Source organism: Rhodococcoides kyotonense, from assembly GCF_900188125.1.
GTDB lineage: Bacteria > Actinomycetota > Actinomycetes > Mycobacteriales > Mycobacteriaceae > Rhodococcoides > Rhodococcoides kyotonense.
Window position 1 is genome coordinate 165,963 of record NZ_FZOW01000012.1, and the last position, 22,689, is coordinate 188,651.

Here is a 22,689-nt window from a genome sequence, read left to right on the forward strand (position 1 = left end):
CCGTGACCGGCCGATACGACCTGATCGTCGTCGGATCCGGCTTCTTCGGCCTGACCGTGGCGGAGCGTGCGGCGTCCCAGCTGGGCAAGCGCGTCCTCGTGCTCGACCGCCGCCACCACATCGGCGGCAACGCGTACTCCGAGGCCGAGCCGGAGACCGGCATCGAGATCCACAAGTACGGCGCGCACCTGTTCCACACGTCGAACAAGCGGGTCTGGGACTACGTCACCCAGTTCACCGAGTTCACCGACTATCAGCACCGCGTGTTCGCGCTTCACAACGGGCAGTCGTACCAGTTCCCGATGGGGCTCGGTCTGATCTCGCAGTTCTTCGGCAAGTACTACTCGCCGGACGAGGCGCGCGCTCTCATCGACGAGCAGTCCAGCGAGTTCGATTCGAAGGACGCGCAGAACCTAGAGGAGAAGGCGATCTCGCTGATCGGCCGTCCGCTGTACGAGGCGTTCATCCGCGACTACACCGCCAAGCAGTGGCAGACCGACCCGAAGAACCTGCCCGCTGGCAACATCACGCGTCTCCCTGTGCGTTACAACTTCGACAACCGCTACTTCAACGACACATACGAGGGACTGCCGGTCGACGGCTACACCGCGTGGCTGGAGAAGATGGCCGACAGCGACCTCATCGACGTCCGTCTGAACACCGATTGGTTCGACGCGCGTGCCGAGCTGACGGCCGAGAGCCCGAACGCACCGATCGTCTACACCGGCCCGCTCGATGCGTACTTCGACTACTCCGAGGGTGAACTCGGTTGGCGCACGCTCGATTTCGAGACCGAGGTGCTGCCGACGGGTGACTTCCAGGGCACGCCGGTCATGAACTACAACGACGGTGACGTCCCGTTCACTCGCATCCACGAGTTCCGTCACTTCCACCCCGAGCGCGAGTACCCGACCGACAAGACCGTGGTCATGCGCGAGTTCTCGCGGTTCGCCGAGAGCGGCGACGAGCCGTACTACCCGATCAACACCCCCGACGACCGCGCCAAGCTCGAGGCGTACCGGGACCGCGCCAAGAAGGAAACCGCCGAGAACGGTGTGCTGTTCGGTGGGCGCCTCGGCACCTACCAGTACTTGGACATGCACATGGCCATCGCCAGCGCGCTGAACATGTACGACAACACGCTCGCACCTCATTTCGAGTCGGGCGCAGCGTTGAACGGGGACAAATGACAGCCAAGCATCTGCTCGACGACGGTGCCGCCGACGTCGCCGAAGTACTCGGAAAGTCGCTGCTGCAGCGGGTTCTGCTGCCGCGCTCGGGTGAGCCGCTCGACGTGCGCACGCTCTACCTCGAAGAAGCGACGACCAATGCGCGACGGGCACATTCGCTCTCGCGTACGTCGTTGACCGTCGGCGCCGAGTCCGAGGTCTCGTTCTGCACGTACTTCAACGCGTTCCCGGCGAGCTACTGGCGGCGGTACAGCATCCTGAAGTCCGTCGTGCTGCGCGTGGAGGTCTCCGGGCACTGCCGCATCGACGTCTACCGGTCCAAGGCCGACAGCTCGCGCATCCATGTCGAGGGGCGTGAGGTCGTCGACAGCGATGCGACACAAGAGTTCTCGGTCGACCTCGGTCCGTTCGAGGACGGTGGCTGGATCTGGTTCGACATCACCTCCGACAGCGAGGTCGTGCTCGAGAGTGCGGGTTGGTACGCGCCGATCGAGGCGCCGGGCGAAGCGACTGTGGCCGTGGGTATCCCGACGTTCAACCGGCCCACCGACGCGGTGAAGGCGCTCGAGGCCCTCGGCTCGGATCCGCTGGTGCTGGACGTGATCGAGGCAGTCATCATGCCGGATCAGGGCACGCGAAAAGCCAAGGACGAGCCCGGTTTCGACGCGGCGGCAGCTGCCCTCGGCGGCAGGCTCGCAATTCACGACCAGGCCAACCTCGGTGGCTCGGGCGGGTACAGCCGCATCATGTACGAGGCGCTGAACAACACTGCGTGCCAACACATTCTGTTCATGGACGACGACATCGAGATCGAGCCCGACTCGATTCTTCGTGCTCTCGCGATGTCCAGGTTCGCCAAGGTCCCGACGCTCGTCGGCGGACAGATGCTGAACCTGCAGGCGCGCAGTCACCTTCACGTCATGGGTGAAGTGATCGACCGTGGCAACTTCATGTGGACCGGCGCTCAGAACGTCGAATACGACCACGATTTCAGCAAGTACCCACTGCGCTCCAGCAAGCTGCTGCACCGACGCATCGACGTCGACTACAACGGCTGGTGGATGTGCATGATCCCGCGCGTCGTCGCCGAGGAACTCGGTCAGCCGCTTCCACTGTTCATCAAGTGGGACGACGCCGAATACGGTTTGCGCGCAAGGGAAGCCGGCTACCCGACGGTCACGCTCCCCGGTGCGGCGATCTGGCACATGGCGTGGAGCGACAAGGACGACGCCATCGACTGGCAGGCGTACTTCCACCTGCGTAACCGTCTCGTCGTCGCGGCGCTGCACATGCCGGGCAACGGACGAGGGCTCGTCCTCGACACCGTCAAGGCGACGATCAAGCACCTGCTGTGCCTCGAATACTCGACCGTCGCGATCCAGAACAAGGCGATCCGCGACTTCCTCGAAGGCCCCGAGCACATCCTCGACATCCTGCCGACGTCGCTCGGTGACGTGCACGCGCTGCGCAAGACGTACCCGGATGCCGTCGTCGTCGGATCCTCGACGGAACTGCCGCTCGCCTCGGGTGAGGAAGTGGGAGCCGTCGGACTGCCGACGAACCCGCTGTCGAAGATCAGCCGCCTCGCCAAGGGCCTGATCCACAACGTCAAGCCCGCGCACACGCGTCACCACGAGCGTCCGCAGCTCAACGTCCCGACGCTCGACGCACGCTGGTTCCTTCTGTCGCAGGTCGACGGCGTCACCGTCACCACTGCCGACGGCCGAGGCGTCGTCTACCGGCAGCGTGACCGCGAGAAGGCGGCGGCCTTGTTCAAGGAAGCCATGGCGCTGCGGACGGAGCTCTACCGCCGCTTCCCCGACCTGAAGGGTCGCTACCGCGACGCCGTCCCTCACCTCACCAGTAAGGAAACCTGGGAACGTGTCTTTCGTTACGAGGCGTAAGAACCAGAGCGAGGCAGCCGCCGAAGTTCGCATCCTGTCGAAGATCCAGAAGACCGTCGCAGTGCAGCCGGGTGCGATCACCGTCGCGCGCGGGATGTCCCACTTCGGTGAGCACGCGCTCGGATGGGTTGCGATCGCCGGCGTCGGCGCGGCTCTGGATTCGGCGCGGCGACGGCAATGGGCAGGCGTCGCGGTCGGCGCTGTCGGCTCGCACGCGGCGTCGATCGTCATCAAGCGCGTGATTCGTCGCCCACGTCCGAACGATCCGTCGGTGAGTGTCAACGTGTCGACACCGAGCAAGCTGAGCTTCCCGTCGTCGCACGCGACCTCGACCACTGCGGCCGCGATTCTGCTGGGACGACTCACCGGTCTACCCTTGCCTGCGGTCCTCGTGCCCCCGATGCTGCTCTCGCGGCTCGTACTCGGAGTGCACTACCCCACAGATGTACTTGCCGGAACTGCGCTCGGCGCTTTGTCCGCAGCCGCCGTGCGCAAGTTCGAAGGAGACTTATGAGCGAGGAAGCTACCGCCGTCGGGGCGCCCCCGAAGAACCTGATCGACGGGGTCATCAAGGCACTCCGGCCGCGTCAGTGGGTCAAGAACGTCCTGGTCCTGGCAGCCCCACTCGCCGCGGGCTCGGTCACCCAAGCCGACGTCCTGCTCCCGGTCGGGCTCGCGTTCGTCGTGTTCTGCTTCGCTGCATCCGGCGTCTACCTGGTCAACGACGCCATGGACGTCGAGGCCGACCGAGCTCACCCCACCAAGCGTTTCCGGCCGATCGCCGCGGGAGTTCTGCCCGTCACGCTGGCCTACGCGATGGCCGTCGCCTGCATTGCGCTCGCGATCGGACTGTCGTTCTTCGCGAACTGGAAGCTCGCGCTGGTCATCGGCGTCTACATCGCGATCCAGCTCGCATACTGCTTCGGTCTCAAGCATCAGGCCGTGCTCGACATCTGCATCGTGTCGTCGGGCTTCCTGCTTCGTGCCATCGCTGGTGGCGTCGCCGCGTCGATTCCGCTGTCTCAGTGGTTCCTGCTGATCATGGCCTTCGGCTCGCTGTTCATGGCCGCGGGCAAGCGTTACGCCGAGCTCCAACTGGCCGAACGCACCGGCGCGAAGATCCGTAAGTCCCTGGAGAACTACACGACGACGTACCTACGCTTCGTCTGGACGTTGTCCGCGACGGCCGTCGTGATTTGCTATGGACTGTGGGCCTTCGAACAAGACGCCGAAACCTCGACCAACTGGTTCGCCATCTCGATGATTCCGTTCACGATCGCGATTCTGCGGTACGCGGTCGACGTCGATGGCGGACAGGCCGGTGAACCCGAGGAGATCGCGCTGGGCGACAGGGTGTTGCAGGTGCTCGCCCTTGCGTGGATCGGAGTAGTGGGTGTCGCTGTCTACCTCGCGTGAGGAACTGACCGAACCCGCACCCGACGCGCCTTCGGTTCGCTCGCGTACCCCCCTCACCACCGCGATATTCGCCGTCGGCGTCGTCGTTTCGAGCCTGCTGTTCCTGTTGGGAGCATGGGAACGACGATGGATCGCCGACGACGGTCTCATCGTGCTTCGCACGGTTCGCAATCTTCTGGCGGGCAACGGGCCTGTCTTCAACGCGGGCGAACGCGTCGAGACCAACACGAGCACGATCTGGACGTACCTCGTCTACGCAGGCAGCTGGCTGAGCGAGGCGCGGATCGAGTACGTCGTTCTGACGATCGCGCTGGTTCTGTCGACGGCAGCCATCGCTATCGCCATGTTCGGGACTTATGCGCTTCGCGCCCGTGCGCGCGTAGTGACACCAGGGACCAACTTTGCGCGCACGGGTGGCGCAGCCGCATACCTGCCCGCCGGTGTCCTGGTCTACATCGCCGTCCCGCCGGCCCGCGACTTCGCGACGTCAGGGCTCGAGACGTGCCTCGTCATCTTCTGGATCGCGACGCTGTGGCTTCTGATGGTCCGCTGGTCCACCAAGGACATCGGTAGGCCGGCACTACTGTTCCTGTCGTTCTGGGCGGGCCTCGGGCCGCTCGTGCGCCCGGAGCTCGTCATCCTCTCCGCGCTCGCGCTCGTCATGATCTTCCTGGCCCCGCAGACGTGGGCGAGCCGATTCTTCGTGTTCGCCTTCGCCGGGGCCGTTCCGGTCTGCTACCAGATCTGGCGCATGGGCTACTACGGCCTGCCGTACCCCAACACCGCCGTCGCGAAGGATGCGGGCGGCGCGAAGTGGGCACAGGGCTTCGAGTATCTCTGGAACCTGCTCGGCCCGTACATGCTGTGGCTGCCGCTGGTTCTGCTCCTCGTCGCCGCCGTCGTCACGACGCGTAGGCCGGGGCCGGTTCGGCTGCCCAAGACCATCGGCGATGCGCAGCGTGCGTTGCGGTCACCGACCGCGGCCGTCGTGTTCGTCCTGCTGGCCGGTGTACTGCAGTTGATCTATGCGATTCGCGTCGGTGGCGATTTCATGCACGGGCGAACTCTTCTTCCGGCATTGTTCACAATTCTGCTGCCCATTTCGGTGTTACCGCTGACAATTCCGACGGCGAAATCCGGGGCCCGCGCGGTCGTCGCGTTCGGCGTCGGCGCTGCCGTCTGGATCGTCACGATCGTCTGGGCTTTCTTCGCAGCCAATACCACCGGTATGCCGGAGGGGTCGATCGTCGGCCGTTCGGGCATCGTCGACGAGCGTGCGTTCTACGCCCTCAACACCGGGCACGCGCATCCGATCCTCGCGTCGGACTACCTCGACTATCCCCGCATGCGTGCGATGGTCGAGGCGATCGAGAACACGCCCGACGGGGGCCTGCTGCTGCCGTCGTCGCAATTCACGTACTGGGACGTCGTGCCGCCACCGCTGCCGATCCCGCCGGGCGGGGCCGGGCACACGGTCTACTTCCTGAATCTGGGCATGACGAGCATGAACGTCGGTCTCGACGTCCGCGTCATCGACCAGATGGGCCTCGCGTATCCGCTCGCGTCGCACACCGCGCGGCTCGAGAACGGTCGCATCGGACACGACAAGAACCTGTTCCCGGACTGGGTCGTCGCGGATCTCGGATTGGTCGGCGAACATCCCTACCTGCCGTGGTACATGGACGAGGACTGGGTCACCGAGGCTCGCGTCGCGCTGTCGTGTGCGGACACGCAGGAGCTGATCGCGTCGTACCGCGCCCCGCTGACGCAGGACCTGTTCATCAGGAACATCAAGCGGTCGTTGTTCTACGCGGGTTATCGTTTCGACCGCGTACCGAAATACGAAATACAAAGATGTGGTTTGGAGGAGCCGGTTCTCCAACACGACAATTAGTTGCGTCGATATGGATTCGACGCCAAGATGGGATATCTCATTTTCGTAACGGAGGTCGAGTTTCGGCCGATGTATGCGAAAGATGTGTGTGACTGATGGGCCGCAAGGACCGGATTCACCCCGCTGAACGGGCGAGTCGTAGCAATACGGCCCACCAAAACCGCTGAGAGGTCGATTGCATGCTGTTTGGAACGAAGAAGAGTGCCGGGGGGCGCGCTCGCCGAGTACTGACGTCCTTGGCGATGGCTGTGGCACTGCCCCTCGGTCTGGCAGTGGTGGGAACGGGCGCGACCGCGAACGCAGCGTTCGACGACCGTGCGTTCGATTTCTGGACGGACTCGAGCATGGGTCCGATCAAGAGCCGAGTCTGGCGAGCAGCGGACGGCAACACCGACCGCGTCGTCTATCTGCTCGACGGCCTGCGCGCCACGAGTGACATCTCCGGCTGGGAGCACGAGACGGATGCAGGCGCGACTCTCGCTGCCTGGAACATCAACGTCGTCGAGCCCGTCGGCGGTATGTCCAGCTTCTACTCCGACTGGTACGCCCCGTCGAACTTCAACGGGCAGCAGACCACGTACAAGTGGGAAACGTTCCTCACGCAGAACCTGCGCGACAACCTCGCCAACCAGCTCGGCTTCAACCGCAATCGCAACGGTGTCGTCGGCATCTCCATGGGTGGATCCGCTGCCCTGACGCTGGCTGCCTACCACCCGGACCAGTTCTCCTACGCGGGATCGCTGTCGGGCTACCTGAACATCTCGGCGCCCGGCATGCGCGAGGCGATGCGTCTGGCTCTGCTCGACTCGGGCCGATACAACATCGACGCCATGTGGGGCCCGCCGTGGAACCCGGCATGGCTGCGCAACGACCCGTTCGTGTTCGCACCGCGTCTGCGCGACAACGGAACGCGCGTGTGGGTGTTCGCAGGTAGTGGATTGCCGGGTGGTCTCGACCAGCCGCGCAGCTTCATCGACTACTACAACACCGGCAATGCGATGGGCCTCGAAGCGATCGCTCTCGCCAACAGCCGCGCATTCCAGGTCCGTATGGCGAGCATCGGCGCCAACAACGTCACGTACGCGTTCCCGGCCGTCGGAACCCACCAGTGGGGTTACTGGCAGGAGCAGGTCCACATCATGGCGCCTGATCTGAGCGCCAACATCGGCTAGGCATTGGTTCGACGCCCCCGCACGACAACTCGTTGTGAGATTTAACCAACTCGACGGGGTGTTCAGCGGGGGCTCGGCAGGATAGTGTCACAGCTTGATATCGGCCCCGAAGCAAACCTGAGATCTAGATCACGGTTTTGCATCGGGGTCGTCGAGTGCAATAGCCTGCCATTTGGCTTCGGACGCTCGAACGCTGGTACTTAAAAACTGAATGACCCGTACTACGGCCCGACAGGGCCGAAGAACAGCCCTGTTGGAATGCCGGGGGCCGCAGCAGACGCGGAATCCGCAGAAGACGAGAGAGAGCACGATTCATGCGATTTGCCGGCCTCAGCCAGAAACCGAGGTTGACCCAGCGATGGCGTCAGCGACTCATGGGACTCGGTGCAGCCGCACTCGTACTTCCGATCGCTCTCGGCGCAGTCGGTGGAGCTACTGCAGTAGCAGCTCCCAGCCCCATCACGCACAAGGCTCCCGCCGGCGGCCGTGAAGACCTCTGGGTCCCGTCCGAGATGGGCCCCATCAAGGTTCAGGTCCAGTGGGCAGCCCGTGGCGGCAGCTCGGCGCTCTACCTGCTCGACGGTCTGCGTGCCCGTGACGACCGCAACGCGTGGACGTTCGAGACCAACGCTCAGGACCAGTTCGCGAACGACGACGTCACGCTCGTGATGCCGGTCGGCGGACAGGCCAGCTTCTACAGCGACTGGTACGCCGCATCGAACCTGAACGGCCAGGAAGTCACCTACAAGTGGGAGACCTTCCTGACGCAGGACCTGCCCGCGTTCCTCGAGGGCTACGGTGTCTCGCGCACCAACAACGCCGTGCTCGGCATTTCGATGGGTGGCTCGGCAGCTCTGACGCTCGCCGCCTACCACCGCGATCAGTTCAAGTTCGCCGGATCCTTCTCGGGTTACCTGAACATCTCCGCTCCCGGCATGCGCGAGGCCATCCGCGTCGCGATGCTGTCGCAGTCCTGGTTCAACGTCGACTCCATGTGGGGACCTCCGTGGAGCCCGGCGTGGCTGCGTAACGACCCGTTCGTCTTCGCTCCGCAGCTGAAGGGCCTGTCGATGTACATCTCGTCGGCCAGCGGACTGCCCGGCGAGTTCGACAAGCCGCGCGCACCGATCGACTTCTACAACACGGCCAACGGCATGGCTCTCGAGGCTCTTGCGCTCGCCAACAGCCGCGCATTCCAGGTCCGCCTGGCCACGCTCGGAATCCCGGCGACGTTCGACTTCCCGTCCAACGGAATTCACTCGTGGCCGTACTGGTCCGCAGAGCTCTGGAAGGCCCGCGGTCAGATCCTCGAGGCTCTGAACGCCTGATTCGGGCTGTTTCACACATGATCCACGAATGCCGTCCTGCGTCCTTCGCAGGGCGGCATTCGTTTTTGCCCGAACCGGGCAAATTCACAATTGCATCACCAGTCACAGCGAGCCTCGATCGCTTCGGCGTCGTTCGCGTGTAAGAAAGACAGCTACAGAGGTCTGTGATCCACCCCCCTCGGGACCTTTCGACCCCGGGTGAATCGGACTTCGGCAGCAGCACCTGCAGAAAGAGAGTCACCAACATGCTTGCTCGGACCGATCGGCGCCGCACAGCCGGAATCCAGGCTCGTAAGGCTGCGATTGCCGCGGCAGTCGCCGTGGCATTGGCGTCGCCGTTCGGTGCCGTCGGGATCGCGCAGGCCACGCCTGCCGCGGCGTCGCTGCCCGGGCTGGCACTGCCTGCTCCGACGCAAGCGCCGTCCGGTGCGACCGTCACGGCAGTGGATTGGCTGTCCGACCGTCGCGTCGCCCTGTGGATCCAGTCGCCGTCGATGGGCACTCCGATCCAGGTGCAGCTGCTGCTCGCCCGTGACTGGAACCTCAACCCGCAGGCGAGCTTCCCGTCCGTCTGGATGCTCGACGGACTGCGCGCCACCGACATGGAAAGCGGCTGGACCGCCGAGACCGACGCGGAGTCCTACTTCGCGGACAAGAACGTCAACGTCGTTCTTCCGGTCGGCGGACAGTCCAGCTTCTACTCCGACTGGGTCGACCAGGACAACGGCAAGAACTACCAGTGGGAGACGTTCCTGACGAAGGAACTGCCCCCGATCCTCGAGAAGGACTGGCGGACCAACGACACGCGTGGCGTCGTCGGCCTCTCGATGGGTGGCACGGCCGCGATGTTCCTCGCCGCACGCAACGAAGGCTTCTTCAAGTTCGCAGGCTCGCTGTCGGGCATGTTGACGACGACGACGCTCGGCATGCCGCAGGCGATCCAGTACGCGATGGCCGACGCCGGTGGCTTCGATTCGAAGGCCATGTGGGGCGCACCCACCAACGACCTGTGGGCTCAGCACGATCCGTACCTGCTCGCCGAGAAGTTGAAGGGCGTCAGCCTCTACATCTCGAGTGGCAACGGCGCCGCGGGACCGTACGACGCACCGTCGGGAATTCCCGGTGTCAGCTCCAACTACGCCGGTATGGGCCTCGAGATCCTGTCACGCCTCACATCGCAGACGTTCGCGACCAAGCTCAACAAGCTGGGCATCCCCGCACAGGTCAACTACCGGCCGTCGGGCACACACTCGTGGGAGTACTGGCAGTTCGAGCTGCACCAGCTCTGGCCGCAGCTCGCGAACGCCCTCGACGTCGAGGTCGACAAGCCCGCATGCAGCCCGACGGGTGCCATCGGCAACGCGTCGGGAGCCAACGCGTGGCTCGGTGACTGCCTGACGCCGGAGTACAACGTGGCAGGTGGCCGGGCTCAGGACTTCCGCTTCGGCCGGGTGTTCTTCTCGCAGGACAGCGGCGCGCAGGTCGTCGCAGGAGCCATCGGCGGTAACTACCAGGCTTCGGGCGGACCGGCAGGACCGCTCGGCTTCCCGACGACCGGTGAATTCGGAACTCCCGACGGCCGTGGTCGCGCCAACGCATTCCAGAACGGAATGGTCTACTTCACCCCGCAGACCGGCGCGCACGCAGTCCGAGGTGCCATTCTCGACGAGTGGGCCCGCCAGGGCTACGAGGGTGGACCGCTCGGCTACCCCGTTCTCGACGAGGTCGCGACGCCGTCGAAGCCGGGTGCCGTCCAGGGCTTCGAGATCGGTGCCATGTACTACAGCCCCGACCTCGGGACGCACTCGGTCCAGGGCATGATCCTCGACAAGTACGGCCAGTTGGGTTGGGAGAACGGCGCTCTCGGCTTCCCGAAGACCAGTGAGATGGGCCCGTTGAAGGACGGTGGCCGCTTCAACGAGTTCGAGGGTGGCAACATCTACTGGAGTCCGCTGACCGGCGCGTGGGCAATCCGCAACGGCGAGATCTTCGACGCGTGGAAGAGCGTCGGCTACGAGGGCGGCCGCCTCGGTTACCTCACGAGCGATCAGTTCGAGATGGACGGCGGAGGCATCCAGCAGAACTTCCAGTTCGGCATCATCACCGTCAAGGACGGCAAGGTCACCATCGCGCCGTAACGATTACCCACGGGAACTACTCAGATATCTCTCAGTGGTTCTCTGTACCGTGACGCGTTGAACCTCGACCAAGGACTGGACACGATGATGCACAAGACCCTGGCCCGGACACTCTCCATGGGAGTACTTGCCGTCGCCGCCGGCGGATTGCTCGTGGCGTGCGGCAGTGACGACTCCACGGCGACCGGATCGCCGTCGACCACGACGTCCGCCGCGGCGGAGTCCACGTCTACGGAAGCGACGACGTCGGTATCGGAGACCACCAGTTCGGCAGCGCCGACGACGAGCCCGGGCGAGGCAGCGACTGCGCCTCCCGAGCAGCCGCAGCCCGTGCCCGACGACTTCCCCGGTACGACCGAGAGCCCCATCGACGCTCGCGGTCAGGCGTTCCTCGCCGAGCTAGAGAAGAACGGCGTCACGCCTGCAGGCAACGGCGAGATCGCGATCTCGACGGCCAACTACATCTGCTCTGCGCAGTCGCAGGGTGTTGCAGCGGACGAGATCTCGACGTTCGTGACCGCGAACGTGGGCGTCGAGGCCAGCGCGTCGGGCACGCAGATCACCGCCGAGCAGGCGGGTGAGATGGCTCAGACGTACATCACCGCCGCTCAGAACACCTACTGCAATTCCTGACGAGACCTAGCCGATGGCAAATCGAACGAAACGCAAGAGGCGACTGCTGCCCAAGCTCCTCGCGGTGGTGGTCGTCCTCGGGCTGATCATCGTTGCGCTGTGGTACCTGCTCGCAGGCAGGCTGCCCCAGGAGATCCCGTCGCCGATTCCCGGGCCGGGACCCGAGGAACCGTCGTCGCAACCCGCTGATTGTTCCGACGTGGCCGTCATCGCGATTCCGGGCACGTGGGAGTCGTCGGCCGCCGACGACCCGTACGCGCCGACGGCCAATCCGGCGTCGCTCATGCTCAATGTGACACGCCCGCTGCAGCAGCAGTTCGATTCCGCTCGTGCCACGGTCTACACGGTTCCCTACGTCGCGCAGTTCTCGAACCCGATCGCGTTCCCGCCCGACGGCCAGGAGTCGTACAACAACAGCCGTACCGCGGGCGCTGCGGCCGCGCGCGCCGAGCTGACTCGCTACAGCGAGCACTGCCCTCTGACGGACTACGTTCTGGCCGGTTTCTCGCAGGGCGCCGTCATCGCCGGAGACATCGCAGCGGACATCGGCGCGGGCAACGGACCGGTTGCCGCTGACCGCGTTCTGGGCGTGACGTTGATCGCCGACGGACGGCGCGACGGCACGTCGGGAACCGACATCGGACCGGCTGTCGACGGCGTCGGCGCGGAGGTCGCGTTGGGTGGTCTGGATCTGCCGGGCATCACGATGACCGGGCCTCGTGCGGGCGGCTTCGGTGCGCTGGACGACAAGGTCTTCTCGATCTGCGCGGCGGGCGACTTGATCTGTGCCGCGCCCTCGGAAGGCTTGTCGCTGCGCAACATTCCGCAAAGCGTCGGCATTCTTCTGGGTGCCGCGGGTAACCCGGTTCACGCGTCGTACAACAGTTTCGTCGTCGACGATGCGGGTACCACTTCCACGCAGTGGACGGCCGCGTGGGCGGCTGGTCTGATCGAGTCGGCACCGGAGATTCCGCACTCCTGACCGGTGCCGTGTAGTTCTCACAAGGTCGCCCAGGGCACTCGATGATCGGGCACAAAGCTCGTCGTCGGGGACCCCGCCAGGTGTATTCGCACGTGGCGAACCTATAGAGTGACGCCTTGGACCAGCCGAGATCGGCACCGAAGTCGATGCCGAAACCTGCACCGAGGAGACCAATAGATGTGTTCCGCCCAGGCCCCAGGTTTGTCTCCCGGGGGCTCAGATCAGCCCGCCGACGGGCAGACCACGGCACTGCGCAAGTTCCGCTTCGCCGCAGGCGGAGAGGGCAATGCCGAAGAGGGCGGGGCGCGGAAGTTCGTCAAGCTGGCGCAGCAGGCAGAGGAGCTGGGCTACGACAGCTTCATGATCCCGGATCACCTGGGTAATCAGGTCGGGCCCATCGCTGCGCTCGGAGCCCTCGCGATCGCGACGGACAAGATTCGTCTCGGTACGGCAGTTCTCGCCAACGGCTTCCGGCACCCGGCCATCCTCGCGAAGGACGCCGCGACCATCGACGTCCTGTCCGGTGGTCGTCTGGAACTCGGTCTAGGGGCCGGGTGGATGCGCGACGAGTACGACAAGGCCGGCATCGAGTACGACCGGCCCGGCATCCGCATCGAGAAGCTGGAGGAGAGCCTCGAGATCCTCGATACGTTGCTGCGTGGCAAGGAGTGCAACTTCGAGGGCAAGCACTTCACCATCAGTGGTCTGAAGGGCAGTCCTCGTCCGCGTCAGGGGCCTCGCCCGCCGATCTGCGTCGGCGGTGGCGGACCAAGGATGCTGGCGCTTGCGGCGAAGTACGCCGACATCATCTCGGTCGTGCCGAGTACCACCAAGGACGGCAAGCTGCGTCTGTCCGGGATGACCCTGGACAAGACGCTGGAGCGTGTCGAGCTGATCCGCAAGGCGGCAGGCGATCGATTCGATTCGATCGAACTCAACTGGGCCATCACCACCATCGTCGTCACCGACGACCGCGAGCAGATGGCAGAGATGGCGTTGGCTGCATTGGACAACGGTTATCCGCCCAACGTCGACGTCGACGTCAAGCTGACTGTCGAGGACATTCTGACGTCCCCATACCTCGCATTCGGGACATACGAGGAAATCGCAGACCAAATTCGTAACGTTCGCGAGAAGACGACGATGTCCTATGTCGGGGTTTTCCCCACTCAGATGGAAGCGTTCGCGCCTGTCGTTGCGTTGTTGAAAGGCGAATAACTCTCGAAAGGCTGTCGATACGATGATTCCGGTGTCCGACCGGAGCGTGAATCGACAGCGGACTAGCTACTTGTAAGTAACATCAAGCGCTGTGTGCGTGGGTGTCGGCGGTATGTCGGTCGCTCGCTGTGGCCGAGAGGCTGGGCAGCCGGCAGGCGTACGGACAGCGGATTCGTGTCGGAGGAGATTGAGCACAATGAGCCACAAGTTCGATGACTACATCGACGAGAACGGCCACATCACCATCGCGGAGGGGCTGACTCTCGTCCGCCACGTCGAGGTGAACGTGGCCGAGAACGCAGACACACTCGCGTACCGATACATGGACTACTCGCGCGAGCGTGACGGCGAGGCACACGAGCTCACCTGGTCTCAGTTCGGCCGACGCCTTCGTGCCGTCGCAGCCCGCTTGCAACAGGTCACGCAGCCCGGAGACCGCGTCGCGATTCTCGCGCCGCAGGGACTGGATTACGTCGTCGCATTCTTCGGTGCCGTCTACGCGGGCACCATCGCCGTTCCTCTGTTCGACCCCGACGAGCCGGGTCACAGCGACCGCCTCCACGCTGTCCTCGGTGACTGCAAGCCCACCGCGATTCTGACGGCCACGAGCTCTGCCGCCGGAGTCCGCAACTTCTTCCGTGCCCTCCCCGCCGCCGAGCGTCCGCGCGTCATCGCCGTCGACGCCATTCCGGACAGTGTCGGCGAGACCTGGGTCGAGCCAGGCGCGACGCTCGACGACATCGCATACCTGCAGTACACGTCGGGATCGACGCGCACACCGGCCGGCGTCGAGATCACGCACCGCGCAGTCGGCGTCAATGCACTCCAGATGGTCGACGCGATCGAACTGACCGAGGATTCCCGCGGCGTCACGTGGCTGCCGCTGTTCCACGACATGGGTCTGCTGACGGTCATCCTGCCGGCCCTGGGCGGCAAGTACATCACCATCATGAGTCCGCGCGCGTTCGTGCAGCGTCCGTGGCGCTGGATCAAGGAACTCGCGGCCGTCTCCGACGGTGCAGGCACGTTCGCCGCGGCACCGAACTTCGCATTCGAGCACGCTGCTCAGCGCGGACTGCCGAAGAACGGCGAGGCGCTGGATCTGTCCAACGTCATCGGCCTGATCAACGGCAGCGAGCCGGTCACGACGTCGTCGATGGACAAGTTCAACGACGCGTTCGCGCCGTACGGACTGCCCAAGACGGCGATCAAGCCGTCGTACGGCATGGCCGAGGCCACGTTGTTCGTTTCGTCCACCAAGCATTCGGACGAGGCCAGAGTCATCTACGTCGATCGCACCGAACTCAACGCAGGCCGGCTGGTCGTCGTCGACAAGGACGCGCCAGGCGCCATCCCGCAGGTCTCCACCGGTTACGTCGCACGCAGTCAGTGGGCTGCCATCGTCGACGCGGATACCGCCTCCGAGGTTCCCGACGATCACGTCGGTGAGATCTGGCTGCACGGTGAGAACATCGGCCAGGGCTACTGGGGTCGCGATCAGGAAACCAGCGAGACCTTCCACAACAAGCTCGTCAGTCGCGTCGCGGAAGGTTCGCACGCCGAGGGTGCATCCGAAGGCGCGAACTGGATGCGCACGGGTGACTACGGCGTCTACCACGGCGGCGAGCTCTACATCACCGGCCGCGTGAAGGACCTCGTCATCGTCGACGGTCGTAATCACTACCCGCAGGACATCGAATTCTCGGCTCAGGAAGCCAGCAAGGCATTGCGCCCCGGCTTCGTCGCAGCCTTCGCGGTTCCGGCCAACCAGCTTCCCGACGTCGTCTTCGAGTTCTCCGGCTCGGCGCTGACGAAGGATCCGGGCGACGCCTCAGAGCAGCTCGTCATCGTCGGAGAACGCGCCCCGGGTGCAGGCAAGGCCGACCCGCAGCCGATTGCCGACGAGGTCCGCGCAGCTATCTCCGCGCGCCACGGCGTCACGGCACGCGACATCCTTCTCGTGCCCGCAGGATCCATTCCTCGTACGTCGAGCGGAAAGATCGCCCGTCGCGCCTGCAAGGCCGCGTACATCGAGGGAACGCTGCGCGGTGGTTACCAGCAGACCGCGTTCCCCGACGCGGTGCTGCCGGACTGACACCGGCGCGCACAGTCCCGTTCCTAATTCGACAGGTAGCTTGGTGAGTTGATGGCAGACCACGTGAACGATGCTGAAGAAGTAACAGTCACCTCCGGCGAAGGCGGTGAGATGACGGTCGCTCAGCTTCGCGCATGGCTCCGCAACTGGGTTGCCGAGGCCACCGGCCAGTCGGTCGATCTGATCTCCGACGACCGCCCGATGGAGGAATTCGGACTGTCCTCGCGTGACGCCGTCGCGCTGAGTGGCGAGATCGAGGAACTGGTCGGCGTCACGCTGACGGCGACGGTCGTCTATCAGCACCCGACGATCGCGTCTCTCGCGACCATCATCATCGAGGGTGAGCCCGAGGTGAACGACGCGGTCGACGACTCGTTCTACACACACGGTCTGCAGACCGGCGACTCGCACGACATCGCCATCGTCGGTGTGTCGACGCGTTTCCCCGGCGCCGGTACGACGCCCGAGGAGATGTGGGCGCTGCTCAGCGAAGGGCGCGACGGCATCACCGATCTGCCCGACGGCCGCTGGGAAGAGTTCACCTCCGACCCGGCGATCAAGGCAGCGGTCGACGCCACGATCACCAAGGGCGGGTACCTCGACGACGTCAAGACGTTCGACGCAGAATTCTTCGCCATGTCGCCCAACGAGGTCGTCAACGTCGACCCGCAGCAGCGTCTGGCACTCGAGCTGACGTGGGAGGCGCTCGAGCACGCCCGGATTCCCGCGAGCTCGGTCAAAGGCTCGCAGGTCGGCGTGTTCATCGGCAGCTCGTCCAACGACTACCAATTGTTGGCCGTCAGCGACCCGAAGGCCCACCCGTACGCGCTGACCGGAACATCGACGGCCATCGTCGCGAACCGCGTCTCGTACTTCTACGATTTTCGTGGCCCGTCCATCGCGGTCGACACCGCATGCTCGTCGTCGCTCGTCGCGGTGCACCAGGCCGTTCGCAGCTTGCGCTCGGGTGAGTCGGATCTCGCGCTCGCCGGTGGCGTCAACATGTTGCTCGCCCCGCCGATCACCGTCGGCTTCGGGCAGACCGGCGTGCTGGCACCCGACGGCAAGATCAAGGCATTCTCGTCCGACGCCAACGGCATGATCCGCTCCGAGGGCGGCGGTCTCGTCGTACTCAAGCGACTGGAAGACGCCAAGCGCGACGGCGACGACATCCTTGCCGTCATCGCCGGATCTGCCGTCAACCAGGACGGTCGCTCCAACGGACTGCTCGCGCCGAGCCCCGACGCCCAGGCCGACGCTCTGCGATTCGCGTACCGCGACGCCGGCATCGCCCCGTCCGGCGTCGACTACATCGAAGCGCACGGCACCGGCACCATCCTCGGCGACCCGATCGAGGCCGACGCACTGGGACGCGTCGTCGGACGTGGGCGCGATGCGGACAAGCCTGCGCTGCTCGGTTCGGCCAAGACGAACTTCGGGCACCTCGAATCCGCTGCAGGCGCAGCAGGTTTGATCAAGGTCGTCCTCGCGATGCAGCAGAACCGTCTGCCTGCGTCGCTCAACTTCGCGGGCCCCAACCCGTACATCGATTTCGACAAGGCGCACCTGAAGGTCATCCCCGAGGGTGCGGAATGGCCGCGCTACACCGGTAAGGCCGTCGCAGGTATCTCCGGCTTCGGGTTCGGTGGAACCAATGCGCACGTCGTCGTGCGTGAGTACGTGGCCGACGAGGTCTCCGAAGGTTTCGACGCGTTGTCCGTGGATCCGGAAGCTGTTCTGGTCGAGGGTGTTTCGGAGATCGTCGAAGCCGATCCGGTTGTCGAGAAGGCTGCCGCCCCGGATGCAGCTCCCGCGACCGTCGTGCTCGCGGTGTCGGCGGCGCTGCCGTCGCGGCGTAAGCGTGCGGCATCGGATCTGGCCGACTGGCTCGAAACCGAAGAAGGCAGCACGACGCCACTCGTCGACGTCGGTCGCGCGCTGGCCAAGCGCAACCACGGCCGTTCGCGCGCAGTCGTTCTCGCATCGACGACGGCCGAAGCCATCACCGGCCTGCGTGCAATCGCGGCCGGTAAGCCCGGTCCCGGTGTGTTCTCGGCGGATTCGCCTGCGTCGAACGGCGCGGTGTGGGTGTTCTCGGGCTTCGGTTCGCAGCACCGCAAGATGGCGTCGCGGCTGTATCGCACGAACACCGTGTTCGCATCGGCTGTCGACGAGGTCGACGAACTGCTGATCGACGAGGCCGGATACTCCATCAAGGAGATCATCCTCGACGACGCGCAGACGTACGAGTTCGAGAACTCGCAGGTCGCCATCTTCGTCATCCAGATCGCCTTGGCCGCAACGCTTCGCGCGCACGGCGCCGAGCCGACGGCCGTCATCGGGCATTCGATGGGTGAGGTCGCTGCGGCGTACGTCGCCGGTGGTCTGAACCTCGAGGACGCGGTCCGCATCATCTACGCACGGTCCCGTCTGCTCGCCGAGGGCCAGGACGGGCTCGGGGCGGCGTCGCAAGGTGCGATGGCACTCGTCGAATACACACCCGACGAGGTCACCGCACTGACCGACCAGTACCCCGACGTCGAACCCTGCGTTTATGCTGCGCCGACGCACACCACCGTCGGTGGTCCGCGTGAACAGGTGGAAGCACTTGTCGCGCAAGCGGAAGCGGCCGAGAAGATGGCTCGCGTCCTGGATGTGAAGGGTGCCGGGCACACCGCCGCGGTGGATCCGCTGCTGGGAGAACTCGCTGCCGAGCTGGCAGGCATCGAGCCGGGCAAGCTTCGTGCAGGTGTCTACTCGTCGGTGGACAAGGAAGCGCACTACCGCGCCGGACACGAGCCCATCCACAGCGTCGACTATTGGACCAAGGGCATGCGCCATCCGGTCTACTTCACCCAAGCCGTCAATGTCGCTGTAGGAGATGGGCATACGACGTACGTCGAGCTCGCTCCGAACCCGGTCGCGCTGATGTCCGTCGCTGCGACGGCATGGGCTGCCGGAGTCGCCGATTCGACACTGATCCCCACGCTGAAGCGCAAGGAAGACGAGGCGGAGACGTTCCTCGCTGCGCTCGCGCAGCTGTACGTCCACGGCCATGCGCTCGACCTCGCGACGCTGTTCGACGACGGCTCCTATGCTCCGATCCCGCGTACTGCCTACTTGCGCAAGGAATTCTGGCTCGGTACACGTGTGAGCTCCAGCGGCAGCGGTCGTATCCCTGGCGCGCGGGTTGCGTTGCCGGACGGCCGCCACGTGTGGGAAGTCGAGGCCTCCGCAGTGGACTCTCTGGATGCCTTGGTGAATGCTGCTGCTGCGCAGGTATTCTCGGGGGTCGCAGTCGGTGCGTCGGTGACGCATGCGTCGGTTCCTGCTGGCGGCACACTGGTGACGACGCTGGCGTCGCACCTCGGTGGCGCGTCCGTGCAGGTTCACTCGCACGTCGGTTCGGCGTTCACGCTGGTGCACGAGGCCGTCGTGACGTCGGGTGAGCCGTTGCCGGAACCTGTTGTCGCAGAGGTTCGGTCGAGCTCGCCGCAGGAGCGGAGCCTGCGGAGTGACCAGAACGGGGTGGAGGAACTGCCCGAGGTTGTGGAGACGTTCGGTGACCGGTGGGACCCCAACGGCACCCAGCGGATGGAAGATCGCCTCGCGATCATCGTCGCCGACTCCATGGGATATGCACCCGAGGATCTGCCTCCCGAGATTCCGCTGATCGAGCTGGGCCTCGATTCCTTGAGCGCAGTGCGCATCAAGAACCGTGTCGAATACGAATTCGACATCCCCACAGTGCAATTGCAGGCTGTGCGCGACGCGAACCTGCTCGAGGTCGAGAAGTACCTGCGGTACGCGCTCGACAATCGTGACGAGGTGCAGGCGCTTGCCGACAAGCAGGCTGCGGAAAAGGAGGCCGAAGCGGCTCCTGAGGCGGTCGTCGCCACCCCGGCAGCCGAAGTTCCGAGTGCCGACTACCAACCGGTGCCCGAGGCTGCGGCTACCGACGTCGGCAACCGTGAGGCATTCGCAGAAGCCGCGGGATCGGATGTGCCACCACGCGACAACGCCGAGCGGCTGACGTTCGCGACGTGGGCCGTCGTGACGAAGGAGTCCGCGAAGGGCATCTTCAACACGCTCCCGATCCTGGACGACGAGACCGCGGAGAAGCTCGCTGCTCGGTTGACCGAGCGTGCGGGCGGCGAGGTCACGTTCGACGACGTTCTCGATTCCGAGACCATCGAGCAGCTCGCCGAGAAGGTGCGTCCGCACCTCGAAGACGGTGAGATCGACGGACTGGTGCGCAACCTGCGTCCACGTCCAGAAGGATCCACGGCCACACCGGTTTTCGCGTTCCATTCGGCCGGTAGCTCGACCGTCGCGTACGAGCCGTTGCTGCGCAAGCTGCCCGCGGGCACGCCGATGTACGGACTCGAACGCGTCGAAGGGCCCATCTCGGTCCGTGCTGCCGAGTACGTGCCGCTGATCCGTGAGATCCAGCCCGAGGGGCCGTATGTGTTCGTCGGCTGGTCGCTCGGCGGCATCCTTGCCTACGAGGTCGCTCGGCAGATGGAAGAGCAGGGCATCGAAGTCGCGTACGTCGGGCTTCTCGACACGGTCATGCCCGGCACCGAGATTCCGGACACTCAGGACGAGGTCCGCAGGCGTTGGGAGCGGTACGCCACGTTCGCGAAGAAGACGTACGACGTCGACTACCCAATTCCGTACGACAAGCTCGTCGAAGCCGACGACGAAGGCCAGATCCGCATCATCACCGATCTGGTGAAGCTGAGCGGCGCGAAGATCCCGGGCGGCATCATCGAGCATCAGCGGACGTCGTGGCTCGACAACCGGGCGATCGCGACCGCAGAGCTGAAGCCGTACGGCGGTCACGTGACGCTGTACATGGCCGACAAGTATCACGACGACGCCATCGCGCTCGAACCCGCCTATGCCACTCGCGAAGAGCACGGTGGGTGGGGTCCGGTCGTGAAGGACCTCGAGATCGTCTACATCGGAGGCGACCACCTTGCCGTCGTCGACGAACCGTACATTGGACGAATTGCGGCCCACCTGACGAAAACGCTGAACGAGATCGAGTCAGCAAGAACCGGAGCTTAGAAACTTGACTGGTACCACCGCGGAAAAGCTGGCCGAGCTACGCGCCAACCTCGAACTTGCCAAGGAACCGGCAGGCGAGATCGGTATCGCCAAGCGAGCGAAGAAGGGCATTCCGAGCGCGCGTGAGCGCATCGACCTGCTCCTCGATCCCGGCAGCTTCGTCGAGATCGGTGCGCTGGTCAAGGCTCCGAACGACCCGTCTGCTCTGTACAGCGACGGCGTCGTCACCGGTCACGGAACCGTCGACGGCCGTCCCGTCGCCGTCTTCTCGCATGACCAGACCGTCTTCGGCGGAACCGTCGGCGAGATGTTCGGCCGCAAGGTCGCCGGGCTCATGGATTTCGCGATCAAGGTGGGTTGCCCGGTCGTCGGCATCAACGATTCCGGCGGCGCGCGCGTGCAGGACGCCGTGACGTCGCTCGCCTGGTACGCCGAGTTGGGCCGTCGGCACGAGCCGTTGTCGGGAATGTGTCCGCAGATCTCGGTCATCCTCGGCAAGTGCGCTGGCGGTGCCGTCTACGCACCGATCAACACCGACATCGTGGTCGCCACCGAAGAGGCGTACATGTTCGTCACCGGACCGGACATCATCAAGTCCGTCACGGGTGAGGACGTCAGCCTCGACGAGCTCGGAAGCGCACGCAAGCAGGCGCAGTACGGCAACGTCCACCACGTCGCGCCCGACGAGAAGGCCGCGTTCGACTGGGTGCGCAACTACCTGAGCTACATGCCGTCGAGCTGCCAGGAAGATCCGCCCGTCGTCAACCCCGGTCTCGAGCCGGAGATCACCGACTCGGATCTGTCACTGGACAAGATCATGCCCGACGCCGACAACGCCGGGTACGACATGCACGACATCATCCTGCGCCTGTTCGACGACGGTGAGTTCCTCGAACTGTCGTCGGAGATCGCACCGAACGTCATCACCGGTCTGACGCGCGTCGACGGTCGGTCCGTCGGTGTCGTCGCCAACCAGCCGATGTACCTGTCCGGTGCGCTCGACGCCGACAGCGCCGACAAAGCTGCCCGCTTCGTCCGCATCTGCGACGCCTACAACATTCCCCTGGTGTTCCTCGTCGATACGCCCGGATTCCTGCCCGGCGTCGACCAGGAGAAGGTCGGCGTCATCAAGCGCGGTGGCCGATTCCTGTTCTCGTACATCGAGGCATCGGTTCCGAAGATCACCGTCGTCGTTCGCAAGGCCTACGGCGGCGGTTATGCGGTGATGGGATGCAAGCAGCTCGGAGCGGACATCAACCTCGCCTGGCCGACGGCCCGCATCGCGGTCATGGGCGCCGAGGGCGCGGTCAACATCATCGGCCGCAAGCAGCTCGCGGCGGCAGGCGAGAACGCTCCCGCGGTGCGTCAGCAGCTCATCAACTTCTACAACGAGCACGTCGCGACGCCATGGGTCGCCGCCGAGCGCGGGTACGTCGATGCCGTCATCGAGCCGTCGAGCACTCGCCTCGAGCTCCGCAAGGCGCTCAGAATCCTGAAGGACAAGAAGATCTTCAAGAACCCGCGGAAGCACAATCTGTTTCCGATCTGATCGGCCTGTGGTCGCTTGAATGGGCGCCCCCTGGTCGCTTGAATGTGCACCCCTGTGATCGCTTGAATGGTCCATTCATACGGACAGATAGCTTGGG

14 protein-coding genes are annotated in these 22,689 nt (G+C 64.8%); all 14 read left to right on the forward strand.

Features of this window, described 5'->3' with window-relative positions:
* Nucleotides 1–2: 2 nt before the first annotated feature.
* The 14 genes from glf (at nt 3) to CHB96_RS20135 (ending at nt 22,592) form a co-directional block, all read left to right on the forward strand.
* Entirely contained in the window at nt 3–1,190 is a 1,188-nt protein-coding gene (glf, locus tag CHB96_RS20070) for a UDP-galactopyranose mutase (protein WP_089249495.1), read from the forward strand.
* The gene (locus CHB96_RS20075; protein WP_089249497.1) at nt 1,187–3,094 is read left to right on the forward strand and encodes a glycosyltransferase; all 1,908 of its coding nucleotides are present in this window, start codon (nt 1,187–1,189) and stop codon (nt 3,092–3,094) included. Before glf ends, CHB96_RS20075 begins: the two co-directional genes overlap by 4 nt.
* 31 nt (nt 3,095–3,125) lie before the next feature.
* Nucleotides 3,126–3,608, forward strand: coding sequence for a phosphatase PAP2 family protein (locus CHB96_RS20080; protein WP_371829037.1), 483 nt, complete (start codon nt 3,126–3,128; stop codon nt 3,606–3,608).
* The gene (locus tag CHB96_RS20085; RefSeq protein WP_089249501.1) at nt 3,605–4,510 is read left to right on the forward strand and encodes a decaprenyl-phosphate phosphoribosyltransferase; all 906 of its coding nucleotides are present in this window, start codon (nt 3,605–3,607) and stop codon (nt 4,508–4,510) included. The genes CHB96_RS20080 and CHB96_RS20085 overlap by 4 nt, the downstream gene beginning before the upstream one ends.
* Nucleotides 4,488–6,404 carry an arabinofuranosyltransferase AftB family protein gene (locus tag CHB96_RS20090; RefSeq protein ID WP_089249503.1) on the forward strand — a complete coding sequence of 639 codons (1,917 nt, stop codon included), beginning with the start codon at nt 4,488–4,490 and terminating at the stop codon, nt 6,402–6,404. The genes CHB96_RS20085 and CHB96_RS20090 overlap by 23 nt, the downstream gene beginning before the upstream one ends.
* Before the next feature lie 179 nt (nt 6,405–6,583).
* Complete coding sequence (locus CHB96_RS20095) at nt 6,584–7,576, forward strand: alpha/beta hydrolase (protein ID WP_245865938.1); 993 nt, start codon at nt 6,584–6,586, stop codon at nt 7,574–7,576.
* Nucleotides 7,577–7,890: 314 nt separating this feature from the next.
* Nucleotides 7,891–8,904, forward strand: a complete 1,014-nt coding sequence (locus CHB96_RS20100) for an alpha/beta hydrolase (protein WP_176444385.1) — start codon at nt 7,891–7,893, stop codon at nt 8,902–8,904.
* A 245-nt stretch (nt 8,905–9,149) separates the two neighbouring features.
* Nucleotides 9,150–11,042: an alpha/beta hydrolase-fold protein gene (locus CHB96_RS20105; RefSeq protein WP_089249505.1), complete on the forward strand. Its 1,893-nt coding sequence runs from the start codon at nt 9,150–9,152 to the stop codon at nt 11,040–11,042.
* Nucleotides 11,043–11,129: 87 nt separating this feature from the next.
* On the forward strand, nt 11,130–11,675 hold the full coding sequence (locus CHB96_RS20110; protein ID WP_089249605.1) for a DUF732 domain-containing protein: 546 nt from the start codon (nt 11,130–11,132) through the stop codon (nt 11,673–11,675).
* A gap of 13 nt (nt 11,676–11,688) precedes the next feature.
* Nucleotides 11,689–12,657 (forward strand): cutinase family protein, encoded by a 969-nt coding sequence (locus tag CHB96_RS20115; protein ID WP_089249507.1) that lies wholly within the window; start codon nt 11,689–11,691, stop codon nt 12,655–12,657.
* 177 nt (nt 12,658–12,834) lie between these two features.
* Nucleotides 12,835–13,875, forward strand: a complete 1,041-nt coding sequence (locus CHB96_RS20120; protein ID WP_089249509.1) for an LLM class F420-dependent oxidoreductase — start codon at nt 12,835–12,837, stop codon at nt 13,873–13,875.
* 196 nt (nt 13,876–14,071) lie between these two features.
* Nucleotides 14,072–15,970: a long-chain-fatty-acid--AMP ligase FadD32 gene (fadD32, locus tag CHB96_RS20125; protein WP_089249511.1), complete on the forward strand. Its 1,899-nt coding sequence runs from the start codon at nt 14,072–14,074 to the stop codon at nt 15,968–15,970.
* Nucleotides 15,971–16,081: 111 nt separating this feature from the next.
* Nucleotides 16,082–21,043: a polyketide synthase Pks13 gene (gene pks13 / locus CHB96_RS20130; protein ID WP_176444396.1), complete on the forward strand. Its 4,962-nt coding sequence runs from the start codon at nt 16,082–16,084 to the stop codon at nt 21,041–21,043.
* 4 nt (nt 21,044–21,047) lie between these two features.
* Nucleotides 21,048–22,592, forward strand: coding sequence for an acyl-CoA carboxylase subunit beta (locus tag CHB96_RS20135; protein ID WP_089249515.1), 1,545 nt, complete (start codon nt 21,048–21,050; stop codon nt 22,590–22,592).
* Nucleotides 22,593–22,689: the final 97 nt, after the last annotated feature.